This is a genomic window from Mucilaginibacter ginsenosidivorans (genome assembly GCF_007971025.1).
Taxonomy (GTDB): Bacteria; Bacteroidota; Bacteroidia; order Sphingobacteriales; family Sphingobacteriaceae; genus Mucilaginibacter; species Mucilaginibacter ginsenosidivorans.
Genome location: NZ_CP042436.1, coordinates 1826431 through 1844233 on the forward strand (window position 1 = coordinate 1826431; position 17803 = coordinate 1844233).

The 17803-nt window shown below is 45.6% G+C and carries 18 protein-coding genes; 10 read left to right on the forward strand and 8 right to left on the reverse strand.

The features are described 5' to 3' along the window. Positions 1-41 precede the first annotated feature (41 nt). Positions 42-458: a tRNA (adenosine(37)-N6)-threonylcarbamoyltransferase complex ATPase subunit type 1 TsaE gene (gene tsaE, locus FRZ54_RS08360; protein WP_147031175.1), complete on the reverse strand. Its 417-nt coding sequence runs from the start codon at positions 456-458 to the stop codon at positions 42-44. 30 nt (positions 459-488) lie between these two features. After that, a complete protein-coding gene (gene porX / locus FRZ54_RS08365; RefSeq protein ID WP_147031176.1) occupies positions 489-2042 on the reverse strand; it encodes a T9SS response regulator signal transducer PorX in 1554 nt (517 codons plus the stop codon). 131 nt (positions 2043-2173) lie between these two features. On the opposite strand from porX, the gene FRZ54_RS08370 reads away from it, so the two are divergent. From FRZ54_RS08370 to FRZ54_RS08395, 6 genes are all read left to right on the forward strand, one after another. After that, positions 2174-3400, forward strand: coding sequence for an HD domain-containing protein (locus FRZ54_RS08370; protein ID WP_147034451.1), 1227 nt, complete (start codon positions 2174-2176; stop codon positions 3398-3400). A gap of 61 nt (positions 3401-3461) precedes the next feature. Then, on the forward strand, positions 3462-4505 hold the full coding sequence (gene lpxD, locus FRZ54_RS08375) for a UDP-3-O-(3-hydroxymyristoyl)glucosamine N-acyltransferase (RefSeq protein ID WP_147031177.1): 1044 nt from the start codon (positions 3462-3464) through the stop codon (positions 4503-4505). A 55-nt stretch (positions 4506-4560) separates the two neighbouring features. After that, positions 4561-5973: a bifunctional UDP-3-O-[3-hydroxymyristoyl] N-acetylglucosamine deacetylase/3-hydroxyacyl-ACP dehydratase gene (locus tag FRZ54_RS08380; protein WP_147031178.1), complete on the forward strand. Its 1413-nt coding sequence runs from the start codon at positions 4561-4563 to the stop codon at positions 5971-5973. Further along, positions 5970-6755 (forward strand): acyl-ACP--UDP-N-acetylglucosamine O-acyltransferase, encoded by a 786-nt coding sequence (gene lpxA / locus FRZ54_RS08385; protein ID WP_147031179.1) that lies wholly within the window; start codon positions 5970-5972, stop codon positions 6753-6755. The genes FRZ54_RS08380 and lpxA overlap by 4 nt, the downstream gene beginning before the upstream one ends. A 69-nt stretch (positions 6756-6824) precedes the next feature. After that, positions 6825-7445, forward strand: coding sequence for an ABC transporter ATP-binding protein (locus tag FRZ54_RS08390; protein ID WP_147031180.1), 621 nt, complete (start codon positions 6825-6827; stop codon positions 7443-7445). A 55-nt stretch (positions 7446-7500) separates the two neighbouring features. Then, complete coding sequence (locus FRZ54_RS08395) at positions 7501-8061, forward strand: hypothetical protein (protein WP_147031181.1); 561 nt, start codon at positions 7501-7503, stop codon at positions 8059-8061. On the opposite strand, the gene FRZ54_RS08400 is transcribed toward FRZ54_RS08395, so the two are convergent. Further along, positions 8047-8610, reverse strand: coding sequence for a DUF922 domain-containing protein (locus FRZ54_RS08400; RefSeq protein WP_147031182.1), 564 nt, complete (start codon positions 8608-8610; stop codon positions 8047-8049). The genes FRZ54_RS08395 and FRZ54_RS08400 overlap by 15 nt on opposite strands. A gap of 21 nt (positions 8611-8631) precedes the next feature. Continuing rightward, the gene (locus FRZ54_RS08405; protein ID WP_147031183.1) at positions 8632-9576 is read right to left on the reverse strand and encodes an SPFH domain-containing protein; all 945 of its coding nucleotides are present in this window, start codon (positions 9574-9576) and stop codon (positions 8632-8634) included. 76 nt (positions 9577-9652) lie between these two features. Here FRZ54_RS08405 and FRZ54_RS08410 point away from each other — a divergent pair, with 76 nt between their 5' ends. Continuing rightward, a complete protein-coding gene (locus tag FRZ54_RS08410) occupies positions 9653-9841 on the forward strand; it encodes a hypothetical protein (RefSeq protein WP_147031184.1) in 189 nt (62 codons plus the stop codon). Positions 9842-9845: 4 nt separating this feature from the next. Here FRZ54_RS08410 and FRZ54_RS08415 read toward each other — a convergent pair whose 3' ends face one another. After that, positions 9846-10973, reverse strand: coding sequence for a CapA family protein (locus tag FRZ54_RS08415; protein ID WP_147031185.1), 1128 nt, complete (start codon positions 10971-10973; stop codon positions 9846-9848). Positions 10974-11013: 40 nt separating this feature from the next. Next, positions 11014-11601 (reverse strand): C40 family peptidase, encoded by a 588-nt coding sequence (locus tag FRZ54_RS08420; RefSeq protein ID WP_147031186.1) that lies wholly within the window; start codon positions 11599-11601, stop codon positions 11014-11016. 285 nt (positions 11602-11886) lie between these two features. On the opposite strand from FRZ54_RS08420, the gene pdhA reads away from it, so the two are divergent. The 3 genes from pdhA to FRZ54_RS08435 all read left to right on the forward strand — a co-directional run bounded on the left by pdhA (position 11887) and on the right by FRZ54_RS08435 (position 15768). Further along, positions 11887-12882, forward strand: coding sequence for a pyruvate dehydrogenase (acetyl-transferring) E1 component subunit alpha (gene pdhA, locus FRZ54_RS08425; protein WP_147031187.1), 996 nt, complete (start codon positions 11887-11889; stop codon positions 12880-12882). 46 nt (positions 12883-12928) lie between these two features. Next, positions 12929-14617: a pyruvate dehydrogenase complex dihydrolipoamide acetyltransferase gene (locus FRZ54_RS08430; protein ID WP_147031188.1), complete on the forward strand. Its 1689-nt coding sequence runs from the start codon at positions 12929-12931 to the stop codon at positions 14615-14617. 131 nt (positions 14618-14748) lie between these two features. Further along, complete coding sequence (locus FRZ54_RS08435) at positions 14749-15768, forward strand: asparaginase (protein ID WP_147031189.1); 1020 nt, start codon at positions 14749-14751, stop codon at positions 15766-15768. On the opposite strand, the gene FRZ54_RS08440 is transcribed toward FRZ54_RS08435, so the two are convergent. After that, complete coding sequence (locus FRZ54_RS08440) at positions 15765-16481, reverse strand: DUF2071 domain-containing protein (RefSeq protein WP_147031190.1); 717 nt, start codon at positions 16479-16481, stop codon at positions 15765-15767. The genes FRZ54_RS08435 and FRZ54_RS08440 overlap by 4 nt on opposite strands. Before the next feature lie 19 nt (positions 16482-16500). Next, positions 16501-17772: a right-handed parallel beta-helix repeat-containing protein gene (locus FRZ54_RS08445; protein WP_147031191.1), complete on the reverse strand. Its 1272-nt coding sequence runs from the start codon at positions 17770-17772 to the stop codon at positions 16501-16503. Positions 17773-17803: the final 31 nt, after the last annotated feature.

Sequence of the window (17803 nt, forward strand, 5' to 3'; positions counted from 1 at the left end):
TTCCGGATGATGAAGATAGGGAAAAAACACTTCATGTTAAACTAAATCTTCGTAAAAGTTAATAAGCGTTCGCCATTGTTTAAAACATTAATATCCACCCGTATATAGTGATCGGGCAGTAGTCCGGCTATCTTTTCGGGCCACTCGATAAAGCAGTAATTGCCTGAATAAAAGTATTCCTCGTATCCCATATCCAATGCCTCGTCCTCTTTTTTAAGCCGGTAAAAATCAAAATGATATATTTTTAGAGCGGTCGCCTGGTATTCATTGATGATAGAGAACGTAGGGCTCGACGTTTGCTCCGTTACACCAAGGCATCTGCAAAGCGACTTAATGAACGTGGTTTTACCCGCGCCCATGTCGCCGTAAAACAGAAATATTTTTTCGTTGCCTGCGAAAACAATCAGTTTTTCGGCAGCAACTCTCAGTTCGTTAATGTTTTTGACCGGCAGTTCCATCGGGCCAAAGTTAAAAACATTAACAAAATTTTATTTGGGGCCGTAACTGATAATCGGGATGATCATTTCTTCAAGCGATATGCCCCCGTGCTGGAACGTTTCGTTATAAAAGTTCACAAAGTGATTATAGTTGTTCGGGTAAACAAAGTAGCTGTCGCTTTTGGCAAAAACAAAACTTGAGCTTACATGCAATTTTGGCAGCATGATATCATGCGGATTTTTAATATGGAATACGTCCTTCGCATTAAAATTCAGGTTTTTGCCTTGTTTATAGCGCAGGTTTGTATTGGTGTTGCGGTCGCCTATGATCTTGCTCGGGTTTTTAACACAAATGGTACCATGGTCAGTTGTAAGGATAACCCGGGCCTGTTTTTGCGCCAAAAATTTGAGCAGGTCAAACAATGGCGAATGCTCAAACCATGACAGGGTTAACGATCGGTAAGCGGCATCGTCACTGGCCAGCTCGCGTATCATCTGCATATCCGTACGCGCGTGCGAAAGCATGTCCACGAAATTGTAAACCACCACGTTCAGGTCATTGGTCATCAGGTTGTTTACCGAATCGTTCAGCGCGCGCCCTTCGTCAATGTTCAGTATTTTGTGGTAGGAGAATTTGCTGTCTTTCCGCAGTACGCGTTTTAGCTGGTCGGCCAAAAACTGCTCTTCAAAAAGATTCTTGCCGCCTTCGTCCTCGTCATTTTGCCACATGCCGGGGAAACGTTTTTCCATATCAAGCGGCATCAGCCCCGAGAATATCGAATTACGTGCGTATTGTGTCGCCGTTGGTAAAATGCTGTAATAAGTATCTTCCTCCTCTACCCGGAAATATTCAGATATGATCGGGTTGATGATCTTGAACTGGTCGTACCTCAGGTTGTCGATGAGGATAAAAAAGACCGGCCCCCTTCCATCCATTTTCGGAAACACCTTTTTCTTGAATAGCTGCGGGGATGTTATCGGTCCCGATTCCGGGTTTTGCATCCAGCCGGTATAGTTTTTTTCGATGAACTTACCGAACTGTACATTGGCTTCCGCTTTTTGCAGCGTCAGTATCTCGTGCATGCCTTCATCTTCCAGCTTTTCAAGCTCCAGTTCCCAATAGATCAGTTTTTTATAAACATCAACCCATTCCTGGTAACTCAGGCGGTCGTTTAGCGTCATCCCCAGGGTGCGAAAATCCTGCTGGTAAGCCATTGTCGTTTTTTCTGTTACCAGGCGTTTGTTTTCCGTCAGTTTTTTTATCGTGAGCAGTATCTGTTTCGGGTTTACCGGTTTTATCAGGTAGTCGTCTATCTTTGAGCCGATGGCATCCTCCATCAGGTATTCTTCCTCGTTTTTGGTGATCATCACGATGGGGACCTCGTTATTCAGATTCTTTATTTGCGACATGGTTTCGATGCCAGTCAGCCCCGGCATGTTCTCGTCCAGGAAGACCAGGTCGAAGTAGTTATTTCTAAAAGCGTCAACGGCATCAGTGCCATTGGTAACTGTTTTTACATTATATCCTTTTTCGTTCAAAAAAAGTACGTGCGGCTTCAACAAATCTATCTCATCATCAGCCCATAAAATGGTCGTATCCTGCATAATTATATTTTATACAAAGATAACCCCAATACAAGGGTTTTGTTACTATGCTTTAGAGGGAATTAACAAAAATTAACAAATAAAAGCGTATAATTTACTTCTATTTAACATTTTTGCACAGCATTACGCCATTGAATAAAAAGAAGATCATAAACGACCCGGTTTACGGGTTCATCAGCATACCTGCCGATTTGGTGTTCGACCTTATCGAGCACGCTTATTTTCAGCGTCTTCGATATATCAAGCAGTTGGGTATGACGCACCTGGTTTATCCGGGCGCATTGCACACGCGTTTTCACCATGCGCTTGGCGCTATGCACTTGATGTGTCTCGCTATAGAAACCCTCCGAAATAAGGGCCATCAAATCACGCCAGAAGAAGAAGAGGCTGTCGTTGTTGCTATCCTGTTGCACGACATCGGGCACGGCCCGTTCTCGCACGCATTAGAACAGACGATTGTCGAAGGGATATCGCACGAAGATATTTCCATATTGCTGATGAATAAGCTAAACCGGCAGTTCAACGGCAAACTGTCTACAGCTATCGAAATTTTTAATGGAACCTATCCAAAAAGGTTTCTTCACGAACTGGTCTCGGGCCAGTTGGATATGGACCGGATGGACTACCTGAACCGTGACAGTTTTTTTACCGGCGTATCCGAAGGGGTGATCAGTTTCGACCGCATCATCAAGATGCTGGATGTTGTTGATGACCATATTGCTGTGGAAGAAAAGGGTATTTATTCGATAGAGAAATTCCTTATAGCCCGCCGCCTGATGTACTGGCAGGTGTACCTGCATAAAACCGTGGTATCTGCCGAACAATTGCTAGCCAAAATTTTAAAACGCGCCCGGGAACTGGCGCTAAAAGGCAAACCGCTTTTTGCCACGCCGGCGCTTAATCATTTCCTGGCAAATACCATCAATAAGGATGATTTTATGCAAAGTGAAGTTCATCTCGAGATTTTTACCCGGCTGGACGATAATGATATTATGGCTGCGGTAAAGGTTTGGGAAAATTGCGATGATTTTATATTGTCGGCCCTGTGCCACATGCTGATGCGCCGGCATCTTTACCACATCGACATTACTAATGATGTGCCCGATGCGGCCCTGCTTGAAAAGCTGTCGGCAAAGGCGTTGGGCCAATACCCCATCAGCCACGAAGAACTGGATTATTTTGTATTTACGGATACCATAAAGAATAATGCCTACAAACCTGGTGACGGCAGCATACTTATACTGATGAAAGACGGCAAGTTGCAGGACATTGCGCAGGCGAGCGATAACTCGAACCTGGAGGCCCTTGCCCGCACAGTTAAAAAATACATTATATGTTACGCCAAAGAACTGATATGAGCGCTGAGGGGCCGACGTATTTGTAGTTTGACGCTTCGATATTTACACTTAAATTTGCCCGATGCAATTTACCGCCCAGGAGATAGGCTTTATGCTAAACGGAACAGTTGAGGGCGACCCGCGTGTCGCAGTCGACAAGCTTGCAAAAATAGAGGAGGCTACAGCCGGTTCCTTATCTTTCCTGGCCAATCCCAAGTATGAGCAATACCTGTACACAACGGGAGCTTCCATTGTCATCGTCAATCACGATCTTGTACTTTCGGAACCGGTTAAGGCTACACTGATACGGGTTGAGAATGCTTATTCGTCATTTTCGATTTTGCTCGAAAAATATAACACCATCAAACTGAATAAAACAGGCAACGAACTGCCTAACTTTGTGCATCCCAGCGCAACGGTAGGCGAAAATTGCTACATCGGTGCATTCGCCTATATCGGTCCCGGTTCCAGTATTGGTAACAATTGTAAAATATACCCCAATGCCTATATTGCAGATAATGTTACGATAGGAAACAACGTTACCCTTTTTCCAGGGGTGGTAGTATATTTCGACTGCGTTATCGGCAATAATGTGATCATCCATTCCGGGGCGATAATTGGCAGTGATGGTTTTGGATTCGCTCCGCAGCCCGATGGCACGTATAATAAAATTGCCCAGATAGGTAACGTGGTGCTGGAAGATGATGTGGAGGTTGGTTCAAATACCACCATCGACCGCGCAACTATGGGGTCGACCGTTATCCGGAAAGGGGTGAAGCTGGATAACCTGATCCAGGTGGCGCATAATGTGGAGATAGGCGAGAATACGGTAATAGCGGCACAAACAGGTATATCCGGCAGTACCAAGATAGGAGAGAACGTTATACTTGGCGGCCAGGTAGGCGTAGTAGGGCATATTTCAATAGCAAAAGGGACACAGGTGCAGGCGCAGTCGGGCGTTAGCCGGACTATCGCCGAGGAAAATAAAAAGTGGATGGGTTCGCCCGCTACGGCATACGGGGATCACATGCGTTCGCAAATTGTTGTGATGCGCCTGCCCGAACTGGAAAAGAAAGTAACGGAGTTAGAAAAAATAATTGCTGAACTGCGAAATAATAAGCATTAGTTCAATGGCTCGTTAAGATCCTTAATGAACTAATGTATCAATGAATTAATTAGTAATGAACGTAAAGCAAAGAACCATAAAAGCGCCGGTAACTATATCCGGTACAGGCTTGCATACCGGGGAGAAAGTTAACCTGACATTTAATCCCGCGCCGGAAAATCACGGGTACAAGTTCAGGCGGATAGATGTAGAAGGGTCGCCTGTTATTGATGCCGATGTGGACAATGTGACCGACACGTCGCGCGGAACTACCATTTCGCAAAACGGGGCAAGCGTAAGTACCATCGAACACGTATTGGCCGCTTTGGTAGGTTTGGAAATAGACAATGTGCTGATTGACATGGACGGCCCCGAAACGCCGATCATGGACGGCAGTTCCATACAATTTGTGAATGCTTTATCTAAAACCGGCTTTACCGAACAGGATGCTGACCGCGAATATTACCACATACCATACAACATTCATTATTCGGAGCCCGACCGCAAGGTTGAAATGGTAGCCATGCCCTTGGATGACTATCGCTTTACCTGTATGGTTGACTATAATTCGCAGGTTTTGGGCAGCCAGCACGCCAGTATATCAACCATATCCGAATTTAATACCGAAATAGCATCATGCCGGACATTTTGCTTTTTGCACGAACTGGAGATGCTTTTAAAGCACAATCTCATCAAAGGCGGCGATCTGAACAATGCCATTGTTGTGGTAGATAAAGAAGTTGATGATGACGAGTTGGCTCACCTGGCCAGGATATTTAACCGTAAGGATATCAAAGTTGCCCCGCAGGGGATATTAAATAACATAGAGTTACGTCACCAGAACGAACCTGCAAGACACAAACTGCTGGACATGATAGGCGACCTGGCGCTGGTTGGCGTACCGCTGCGCGGCCATATCATGGCGGCCCGCCCGGGCCATGCGGCCAATGTGGCTTTCGCCAAAAAAATAAAAACGCTTATCAAAAAGGAACGCAGCCGTAAGCATATTAAAGTTTACGACCCCAATATGAAACCGGTATTTGATACCGTTGATATTATGAAAATATTGCCTCATCGTCAGCCCATGCTGATGATAGACAAGATACTGGAGCTAAGTAAAAGCCACGTGGTCGGTTTGAAGAATGTGACCATGAACGAGGACTTGTTTGCAGGGCATTTTCCCGGCACCCCCTTGTTCCCTGGCGTTTTGCAAATAGAGGCGATGGCGCAAACAGGTGGTATTTTGGTGCTGAATACGGTGCCCGATCCTGAGAACTATATTACCCTGTTCCTTAAAATTGAAAATGCAAGGTTTAAGGACAAGGTAGTGCCGGGCGATACCATCATATTCTACTGTAACCTGATAGCCCCCATCCGCAGGGGTATAGCGCAGATGAAAGGCGTCGGTATGGTAGGCTCGCGCATAGTAGTTGAAGCCGAACTGATGGCCCAGATAGTTAAGAAGACAAAAGAAGAAAAAGAAGCATGATACAGCCCCTAGCCTATATACATCCGCAAGCCCGGATAGCCGACAACGTCACCATCGAGCCTTTTGTTACTATACATAAGGATGTTGAGATAGGGGAAGGCACCTGGGTGGGTTCAAATGCCACCATTATGGATGGCGCCCGTATCGGGAAGAATTGCCGCATATTTCCTGGGGCCGTTGTATCGGCCCCGCCGCAGGACCTAAAATACCGCGGGGAACAGAGCACCGTTACCATCGGCGACAACACAACCATCAGGGAGTGTGTTACGCTAAACCGCGGCACTGCCCTTGATAAAAACACAACCACCATTGGCAGCAATTGCCTGTTGATGGCCTATGTGCACGTCGCGCACGACTGCGTGATAGGCGATAATGTGATCATAGCCAACTCGGTGCAACTGGCCGGCCATATCAATATTTACGATTATGCTTTTATCGGCGGTACATCGGCAGTTCACCAGTTCGTCGAGATAGGGGCACATAGCATGATCTCGGGCGGTTCACTCGTCCGCAAGGATGTCCCCCCTTATACCAAAGCCGGCCGGGAACCACTTTCTTATATCGGTATCAATTCAGTTGGATTGCGCCGAAGGGGGTATTCGGCAGCTACGATTAACGAGATACAGGAAATATATCGCATCATATTCCTGAAAAAGTACAACGTAACCAAAGCGATGGATATCATCGAAGCCGAATTTGCTCCTACTGTAGAGCGCGACGAGATCATTAATTTTGTGTCCAATTCGCAGCGTGGTATCATGAAGGGATTTGGAAACACCTAACTTGCTTATAGTTCATAGTTGATGGTTCATAGCCACCATGAACTATGATCCATGAACTATGAACAATCAATGAAGATAACGCTCCAAAACATAGGCCGTCGTTTTAACCGCGACTGGATATTCAAGGGTATTGATTATGAGTTTGAACAGGGTACGGCGTATGCCATACTTGGTCCTAATGGTTCCGGAAAATCCACTTTGCTAAGTGTTTTGAATGGTAGCCTTGCCCCGTCGGCAGGGGAGATCAATTATTTGCTGGAAGATCGGCCCATTGAATCGGAACTCGTTTTCAAACACTTAAGCCTCGCTGCCCCTTACCTGGAACTCATCGAAGAGTTTACCCTAACCGAAATGATCGATTTTCACTTCAAATTCAAAAAGCGCAAAGCTGGGATAGATGATGATGGGTTGATCGGTTTGCTGGGTATGGAGCAAAGCAAAAATAAAATGATCAAATACTTCTCCTCAGGCATGAAACAAAGGCTAAAACTGGCCCTTGCTTTTTGTTCGGACACCCTAATGCTGATGCTCGACGAGCCCACATCGAACCTCGATAAACAGGGCGTGGAATGGTACCTGCGGCTGGTACAGCAGTTTGCGGCCGGGCGGCTTACGATCATTTGTTCGAACCAGGAGCATGAATACAGTTTCTGCACCCATGGGCTGGATATTTCAGACTACAAAAAATAAAAAAAAACGATTATTGCCTGTATCGTTCTGGTTGTGCAGCCCGTACTATTATATAGTGAAAATCAAGGCTTTACTTCTTTATGTATTTATTGTTGCGGGTATCACGGCCTGTAAGAAAAAACAGTCGCTGCCGGCATCCAATGTCCCCAATGGCGATTTTGAAAGCTGGACCAGCATCGACGAATTGCAGCAGTGGAAAACCAACAGCTGCCCCGTTTGCGTTCCACCGTTCGAAACTTATGTAGTGCAAAAGACTACTGAGGCTTACCACGGACAATATGCTGCGAAATTTATTTACAACGGTGTTTTTAATGCCACGGCCACCGATAAATTTGTTGTTACATCCCATCCTTCCGCACTTATCGGGTATGCTAAGGGGCTGTTGGTTGAAGGAGATACCGTAAGCATCAAGGTGCGCGTTTTTAGTTCGAACACCGTTGTGGATAGTGGCGAATGGATCGACACGGAAACTATTCCGCTCTACCGGAAATTTACCATACCCATAACACAAAGTACGGCAACTGCCGATTCGGTACAGGTGTCGGTAAAAGGCGGCCATAAATTTAACACACAGCAAAGCACGGCTTTGTGGCTCGATTATCTATCGCTGCAATAAGGCGGCATGGTTTGCCGGTTGCTGATAAGCCAGTTTTCGTTGAAAATATTTATCCCAACTGGTTTGTTGTATGCTGTTTTTCGAATTAAGCGTATCGTCGTCATAGTCGGCGTTTAGCTGCTTATACTTTCCGTGTATACGGTCGAACACGCCCTCGACCTCAACTTTATAATTGGTACTGAAGTGCATCCGGTTAAGGGTGAACAATAATTCCTGCCCCTCAAAATAACTGATATTGTAGTGCCCTTGTTCGTGTTTAAGAATATCTGCCAGCATAGCTGCCGATGTGATGCGCGAACGGTCTATCCACGATCTTTCATTATCCATGGTAAGTGCAACGTGGAAGGTCAGCTGGCAATTACCACCCTCCTGATGCACGTCATATCTCAGATCGACAAAGCAGTTTGTTTCTGCAATGGTGGGGCCGGTATGTTGAGGTATACCCCTAAAATCATTAACAGTCAGCACCCGGTAGGGTTGGGCGCTACCAACAAGAAAAACGGTGCTCAACAACACCGTCAATATCACACTCACTGATCTTCTCTTCATTACTCAACAAAGGGTAAAAATTTATTTCCCCTTTTTGACGTTATCTGCATGCAAAAGGTTTAGGCTCATCACCTCTTTTAATGTTTTTTGCATCGCATCGGTCGACCCGTCCAGGAATATCACGTTCCCCTGCGAGTTTTCGGCAAAGTGTTTAATTGATTCCGTCCACATGGTGAACATAATAACCGAGGTATCCATATCGGCCTCGTGCATTTCTTTGGCCGCAGCGGTCATACCCTTGGCCACTTCCTCGCGGAATAAGGCAATACCCTGTCCTCGCAATTGAGCCGCCTGGCGTTCAGCCTCCGCAGCAATTTTGATAGCATTTCCTTCAGCTTCTGCAGCCTTTGTTTTGGTAATGAGCAAGGCTTGCCCCTCGTTTTCAGCAGCAGCTTTCAGGTTGTTCGACGCAACTACCTGGCTCATCGATTTCAGTATCACATCGTCGAAAGTGATGTCGTTCAACTGCAGGTCCTGCAAATGATAGCCCCAGCTTTCCAGCACCTGGTCAAGCTGGCCCTTTACGTGTTCCACAATATCCCCTCTCAGTATCAAAACATCCGCCTGTTTCTTGGTAGCCACATAAGCGCGTATAGAACCTTCGATGGTGCGGATAAGCGCCTGCATCAGGTTGCGTTCGTCAACAAATTTGAACGCCACGTTTTTAATGGTTTCTTCCATCTGGTCCAATACCGAATACAGCAGCATGGCCTTAAAGTAAACTTTGGCCTGGTCGATGGTTACCGCCTGGAACTCCAATTCTACTGAACGGTTTTGAATGGATATGCGGCTATGTATCTGCTCGATAAGCGGCAGCTTAAGGTTAAGGCCGGGATGCAGTATCCGGCGGTACTTGCCAAACACGGTCACTACAGCGATAGTGCCCTGTTTTACAGTCACAAATGAGCTAAATAAGATGATCAGGCCGATAAAGACAACGATCATAAACGAGATTGCAGGAGTCATAGATCAATAATTGGAGACAATAAATATAGAATTTATTTTGGGTATGGTATTTGTTTAGCCTACTAAAATAGTTACCATGAACTTAAAACGAACCTTCGGCGCCATCTTAACTACTCTTGGGATCATCGGCCTCATTTATGCAGGTATCACCATAATGCAGCATAGTTCACATACCACACCTATTATTGTTATCGGCATTTTAGGGCTGTTATTCTTTTTCTCGGGCATCAGCCTGATACGAACGACCGCTGACCAGGCAAAATGACCCGTTAATTTGTGCCGCTCGAAATTATCGATCCATCATCTCCGATCTCTAAGCCCGAATTCGGAAAGTCTTTCTCAGTTAATAATTTGATGCGTTTTACTACATGGTTCAATGTATCGCGGGTAAGCCCTTCGAGGTGTGTTTGCTTGAAGGAAATAATATTTCCGCCAAGAAATTCGCCTTTTTTATCCAGTTTTACTTTCAGCAGGGGCGCCATACCGCAAACACCGGCGACACTTACACTTTTGTATGTGCAAAAATTACCAAGACTATAGGCAATTAACCGGCCCTTGTATTTTTCAAGTGCGCGGCTTACATGCGGGCCGTTGCCCAGCACAATATCGGCGCCAGCATCAATCGCGGTATGGGCGAAAGCGTGTACATTGCCCCGCTTGCCGTGCATAAAAGATTCCATTTTAAAAGGTACATGTTCGTAACCCGCACCTTCGGCTCCACCATGAAAAGATACGATCACAATATCGCACCGCCGTTTGAGTTCACTGATCACTTTTGACACGTGGCGCAGTTCGAGCAGCGAGGTAGTATGTGCATTAGGAGCGAAGGCGCAAAAACCGTATTTAATACCAGCCTTCTCAAATACAGTTGTAGGGCAGGTTTCCAGGCCGGCGTAATGAATGCCGTAACTGTCGAGCGTTTTGGTGGTGCTGGTGTATCCTTTTTCTCCGAAATCGGTGATGTGATTATTGGCCACACTAACCAGGTTGAAGCCGGCATTTTTAAAGACTTTACCATAGTAACTCGGCATCCTGAAAAGATAGGCTACTTTAAGGTTCTTTTTGTACGTGGCGGGCATGCCTGTATCAAGTAGGGTGCCCTCCAGGTTGCCAAATACAATGTCCGCCCCTTTGAAATATTCCTTTGCTGTTTCGAAACTACGTTTTGCGCTGTCCGGCGGTAATTTGCTGCCGTCAGGGTAAGCCGAACCCAGCATCATATCGCCCACGGCGGCTATAGAAATAGTATCGTGTAGTTTGATCGTTGCTAAAGTATCGCGCCTGCGAACAATTGATCTTTTTGATTTATGCGGTCGGATAGGAAACGCAGCAGGTTTTTCACAACCGGTAACCAGTGCGGCAAGGAGAAGGCTGATGATAAGGAAGTGCGGTCTCATGGCAAAAAAAAATCCTTTCGCTTGAAAGGATCAACATATCTTATTGTTTATTGCTGTCATCCGGGGAGTCGTCTTCATCCTCCAGCTGTTTTTTGAAAACATCAAGCAAGCGGCCGCCTTTATAAAAATAACGGCTGTAATATCCGTCTTCAAGGCTGTTGATCGCAACACCTCTTGACGAAGCATGGGCGAATTTACCATCGCCCAGGTAAATACCCACGTGGCTTATACTGCGGCTGTGTATCTTAAAGAATACCAGGTCGCCTTCCTTCAGGTCATCCTTGCGCACAGGGCTAACCATGCTGAAAATATCGCGCGAATTACGTTTGATAGTAAGATTGAAAACCTTGCTGTATAATTCTTTTGTAAATGCCGAACAGTCTATGCCTTTTTTCGAATCGCCGCCAAAATGATACGGGGTTCCTATCCAGTCATAAACAAACTGGAAAAGTTTTACGTTTGAAGTGGTGGAAAGGGCAACGCCCATTATCTGCGAAAAGTAATCTTTTACTAAACCGTCTTCTTCTTGTTTGTCTTTATCGGCAGGTGGTGTAGGTGCGCTTTTTGTTTGAGCTTGCGCTGCAACAATACTGAGGCTCAACAGAATAGCGAATATATATTTCTTCATTTAATCTTTAGTCTTTGTTGCGTCAGGGTGCAACATTGAATTATTAAACTAGACCCTTTACCCGTGGTCAGCTGCAAAACTATCTTAATTTTTTAGAATTACAAATTAATGACACGTTTTTTATGAAAAATGTAAAAATAGAGCTGCCTCCTCCCTTTTACGGAAAAGAATTCCAAAAGTTTCACGATGGAATATTTCTTTCTAACAAATTTGTTGCGGTTTCGATATTTACGCGGATATAATTAGATTTGCGCTTTCTCAAAAAAGAAATTTGGTTTACAACAAATGAGTTCCATTGAAATAAACAAAGACACCTACCTGATGTGGTACGAAGCGATGCTTCTGATGCGCAGGTTCGAAGAAAAGGCCGGGCAACTTTACGGGCAGCAAAAAATACGCGGGTTTTGTCACTTATACATAGGCCAGGAAGCTGTTATGGCGGGTGCTATGTCGGTGTTAAAGCATGAAGATAGTATGATAACCGCTTACCGCGACCACGCACACGCTTTGGCTAAGGGTACTTCCCCAAATGCAGTGATGGCCGAACTTTATGGCAAAGCCACAGGCTGCTCCAAGGGAAAAGGCGGATCGATGCACATGTTTGACAAGGAAAATAATTTCTACGGCGGGCATGGTATAGTCGGCGGCCAGATCCCGCTGGGCGCCGGTATAGCGTTCGCTGAAAAGTATAAAGGCACCGACTATGTATGCTGTGCCTACATGGGCGACGGCGCCGTGCGCCAGGGCGCTTTGAACGAAACGTTTAACATGGCGTCGTTGTGGAAATTGCCGGTGATATTTATTTGCGAAAACAATGGCTACGCTATGGGTACTTCGGTTGAACGTACCACTATCCAAACCGACATCTATAAATTGGGCCTGCCTTACGATATTCCTTCTTCGCCGGTTGACGGTATGGACCCGGTTGCAGTGCATAACGCCATGGACGAGGCGGTATCGCGCGCACGTGCCGGTGAAGGACCGACTTTCCTGGAAATGCGCACCTATCGCTATAAGGGACACTCGATGTCCGATCCGCAAAAATACCGTACCAAGGAAGAACTGGAAAGCTACAAAGCGAAGGATCCTATCGAAGCGGTGAAACAAACCATATTGAAGGAAGGTTATGCAGACGAAAAGTGGTTTGAGGATATTGAAGAAAAAGTAAAGGCCGAAGTTGACGCATCGGTTCAGTTCTCGGAAGAGTCGCCTTATCCTGAAGCATCAGAACTATACACCGATGTGTACGTGGAAAGCGACTATCCTTTTATAAAGGACTAATATATTTTATACTAATTTTATAAAAACACTATTCATTTAATAGTATATGGCCGAAGTAGTTAAAATGCCTAAAATGAGCGATACCATGACCGAAGGGGTATTAGCGAAATGGCATAAGAAGGTTGGCGACAAAGTAAAATCGGGCGACGTGCTGGCCGAAGTAGAAACTGATAAAGCTACGATGGATTTCGAATCGTTCCAGGATGGTACTTTATTATATATAGGTGTCGAGGAAGGTAAAGCCGTTCCGGTTGATACCGTGATAGCTGTATTGGGTAAAGAAGGCGAAGATTACAAATCGGCACTGGAAAGTAGCAGTAGCACTGGCAGTAGCAGTGATAAAAAAGAAGAAGCTAAGCCTGCCGAAGATAAGAAGCCTGCACCGGTAGAGGATAAAAAAGCCGCTGCAGCTGCCGCACCTAAAGTTGATACCTCTAAAATACCGGCCACCGTTATCCGTATGCCTTTGCTGAGCGATACGATGACCGAAGGTGTGATACAGAAATGGAATTTTAAAGTAGGCGATAAAGTAAAAGCCGATGACTCATTAGCCGATGTGGAAACCGATAAGGCAACCATGGAAGTTGTGGGTTACGAGACCGGCACCTTATTATATATTGGTGTAAAAGAAGGCGAGGCCGCTCCTGTAAATGGTATCATAGCCATTGTGGGTAAAGAAGGTACTGACATTACCCCATTGCTGCAGGATGGCGGTGTTGAAAGTAGCAGTAGCGCTGGCAGTAGCAGCGAAATCAGCGAACAACCGACTGCAACTGCTTCTGCCACTACCACTCAGGAAACCTCTGCAACTGCCACTTCAACAGATGACAGCCGTGTAAAAGCATCCCCTTTGGCACGTAAGATAGCTAAGGAAAAAGGCATCAACCTGAACGATGTAAAAGGCACTGCCGATGGCGGGCGTATTGTGAAAAAGGATGTTGAAGGCTTTACGCCATCAACCAAAGAAATAGAACAAAAACACGCTGCCGAAGCTGCGTCTGCGAGTGCACCGGCTAAAGCAGAAAAGACAGTGGTTATTCCACAATACGTTGGCGAGGAAAAATATACGGATAGGCCGGTTACGCAAATGCGTAAAACCATTACCCGCCGCTTATCCGAAAGCTTCCTGATCCCGCATTTCTACGTGACCATCACGGTTGATATGGATCAGGCGGTAGCTGCCCGTACTAAAATGAACGACTTTGCGCCGGTTAAAATATCATTTAACGATTTAGTGCTGAAAGCCTGCGCTGTAGCGTTGAAACAACACCCGGCTGTTAATTCATCGTGGCTGGGCGAAAGTATCCGCGCCAACGAACATGTGAACATTGGCGTGGCCGTGGCGGTTGACGAAGGTTTGCTGGTTCCGGTAGTTCGCTTTGCCGATGGTAAATCGTTAAGCGCGATATCTGCCGAAGTAAAAGACTTCGCACAGCGTGCCAAAGCTAAAAAACTACAGTTGCCCGAAATGGAAGGCTCTACCTTCACCATATCTAACTTAGGTATGTTTGGTGTCGATGAGTTTACGGCTATCATCAATCCTCCGGGAGCCTGTATACTGGCCGTTAGCGGCATACAGCAGGTGCCGGTAGTGAAGAATGGCGCCGTAGTACCAGGCAACATCATGAAGCTGACCCTTACCTGCGACCACCGCGTGGTTGACGGGGCAACAGGGGCAGCATTCCTGCAAACGCTGAAGTCGCTTTTAGAAGAGCCCGTTCGCTTGCTGGTTTAACTAAAAACCGAAAAAAAAATATAAAAGCGACGGATTTGCCTGTCGCTTTTTTTGTAATTGCCAGCCTGATCGAATATGGCCAGAATGACAATTTTATTTGTTAGATTTATTTTTCGCATAGACCTTTACGCATGAACCAAATACTGATCATCTATACCGGGGGGACAATCGGTATGATGAGCGACCCAAAAACCAAAGTGCTCAGGCCCATCAACTTTGAGCAGATCATGGAGAATGTTCCCGAACTGGAACGCCTGAACTGCAAGATCATGGTGCATTCTTTCGAGCATATTATCGATTCATCCAACATGAATCCTGATATCTGGAGCGAAATTGCCGGGTTGATAAAAGACAATTATGATAAGGTAGACGGCTTCGTGATCCTTCATGGTTCGGATACCATGGCCTTTACTTCATCGGCACTCAGCTTTATGCTCGAGAATTTATCCAAGCCGGTAATCTTCACGGGTTCGCAATTGCCAATCAGCGCTATCCGTACTGATGCAAAGGAAAACCTGATGACCGCCATCGAAATAGCCAAAGCCAAAAAACACGACCGCTCGCGCGTGCCCGAAGTTTGTATCTATTTTGATTATAAATTGTTCCGGGGCAACAGGGCGTTTAAATATAATTCTTCAAAATTTGAGGCATTCCGTTCGCCCAACTATCCTATCCTGGCCGAATCGGGCGTGCACCTCAAATTCAGTATAAACGATATCCGCCAGCCGGTAGAAGGCCCTCTTAAAGTGCACAAAAAACTGGCGAGCGATGTGGCGGTGCTGAAGTTGTACCCCGGCATCAGCCCTAAAGTGGTTGAAAATATATTGAATGCGGATGTACGCGGCATTGTTATGGAAACATTCGGAGCAGGCAATACCACGACGGACACCTGGTTTACCGACCTGCTGAAAAAAGCGATCAAGGACAATAAGGTGATCCTTGATATTTCGCAATGTAAAGTTGGTACGGTTGAATTGGGCCGTTATGAAACCAGCAAGGAGCTGAAGGATATGGGCATTGCCAACGGTTACGATATGACCTATGAAGCGGCCATCACCAAAATGATGTTCCTGTTGGGACAGTATGAGGACCCGCTTATTATTAAGGAATTACTGGAAACTGACCTGCGGGGCGAATTGACGGTATCTTAATAACACGATTTGTTTGTCAGCGAAGACCATTCGTGACTGATATCAGTCATTAACAAGGCATTATCAAACTTTACAGAACCCTTTGGAAAAATGGTTTCATCTTCAAAAAAAGTGGACTTCACACTTGTTACCTCAAGCGGTTTCATTTCCCACCGGTGGGTGGTTAAAAGCAATCCCTCATATTTTTGCCCGTTTGGCGAATATCCCGCTGCCCCTTTCTCGAAGAAACTTGATGCGGACTCCAATTTTTTAAATATGGAGTCTTCATTTAATTGTGAAGTTGTTTTGGCATCCACACTAATACTTGTTCCATCCGAGCTAACAAAAGCTACGTGATAATTATTGTTATCCTCTTTTACATCAAACTTTGCCTTATAATGCTTTCCCGGAAATATTTTCCCACCAGCTAATGTATTTATGAGTGATGAAGTATCACGGCGTGGTATGTAAACTCCTTCTTTGACTAAACCATCTTCCTCCCATTCAACGGCTATACGATGGGCGCCATTTTCAGAACCTATTCCTATAAAACCCGGCAAACCTTTCGGTCTTACATTTTTCAGCCTGATTAAACATATTCCGGCAATAGCTTTGCCTTCATATAATTTTGGTGTAAAAGGTGCCGGCACAATGGATTTGGCTATAGCCATGTCCACAGTGAAATTGACCAGTATTCGCCTGTCAATTATCCCGGTAATTGTGGGTATTTTCATAATGTGTTAAAGTAATCTATTACCTGATCCGGATATTCCTTCCTATCTCACCCCCGCCTGATAAGCTTTTATCCGATTCCTTGATGTTGTTATTTCCCCTAACGCCGTCGATCACCACATCATCGGTTTTCACCTGCTTATTGGCATAAATGAAAAGTTTATGCTCAAAACCGTTCATGCTGCCTCCTCTCATAGTTATTTTGCCTTTGGAATTGTCTAAGAAAATAGCAGTACTCCCGTAGCCGTTGCCAGTAAAAGTACAGTTCTGTAAAGTTACGCCGTGCGCTCCCTGTATATTGAGCGCCTTGGTTTTTGCACTGATGTTGCAATTGCTGATATAGGTATCGTAGGTATCCTTATATAATTGAATACCGATACCCCTGCATTTCGAGATGGTGTTGTTCAATAATGTATCAAAACGGCATCCTAATGGGGCGAAGCCATCAATCATTATCCCCAGGTTATCCTGATCGCTGATGAGGTTATCGCGTATCATGCCATTGTTACTATCTGCGTATTCAATGCCTTCTTCGCGCTGCTTAAAACATTTGTTGGCGTAGGTTTGCACGAAATCGTTCTGCACCACTGAAATCCCGATAGTGCCACCGGTACATGTATTATGGTGGATCTCGCTGTAAGGGGCTCCGCGCAGCTCAAAACATTCAGCCGAGAGCTCTTTTGGCGAAAAAGGCATAATGAAGGTGTTGTTATAAACTTTCCAGCCTGCTGACGGATTAACCTTGCTGCCACGAAGCATAAGCGCCGGTTGTGGTATTGTGCCGGGGTTCATCATGCTTTGATCGAATGTGTTGCCCGAAACTATCCCGCCTTTTACCGGGTGTGTGCGTGTTACCAGGAACATGCAACTGTAGCCGATGTCGGCAAATTTGCAATTTCGCACTACCGAATTATCGCCATTACCACCTATGATAGCATAAGCAGAAAATTTGTGAATATAAACGTTCTCGACCGTGTCGTGATCTCCATTGAGCTGCACGCCCGATGCCCCGGACGGATTGGTAAAATCATCGCCGCCGTATATTTCTGCATTCGAAAGCTTGATGCCCCTTTTCTTCATGATAAAGCCCTCGCCGTCGGGTAGTATGCAACGGAAAACATTTCCGTTGGCATCCAGGCTATGCCGTAATATCAAACTGGTGATGGAATAAGGTGCGTGGTGTGCGGGTAGTTTAACATTTCCGGCATCGATCAACGCCTGTAGTCGCAGCGTATCGTCGGCATAAGCTTTGGCCGTAAAGAATATGATGACCACGATCAATAGTTTTTTCATAATGAGGGTTTAAACGTACCGAAGTAAATTT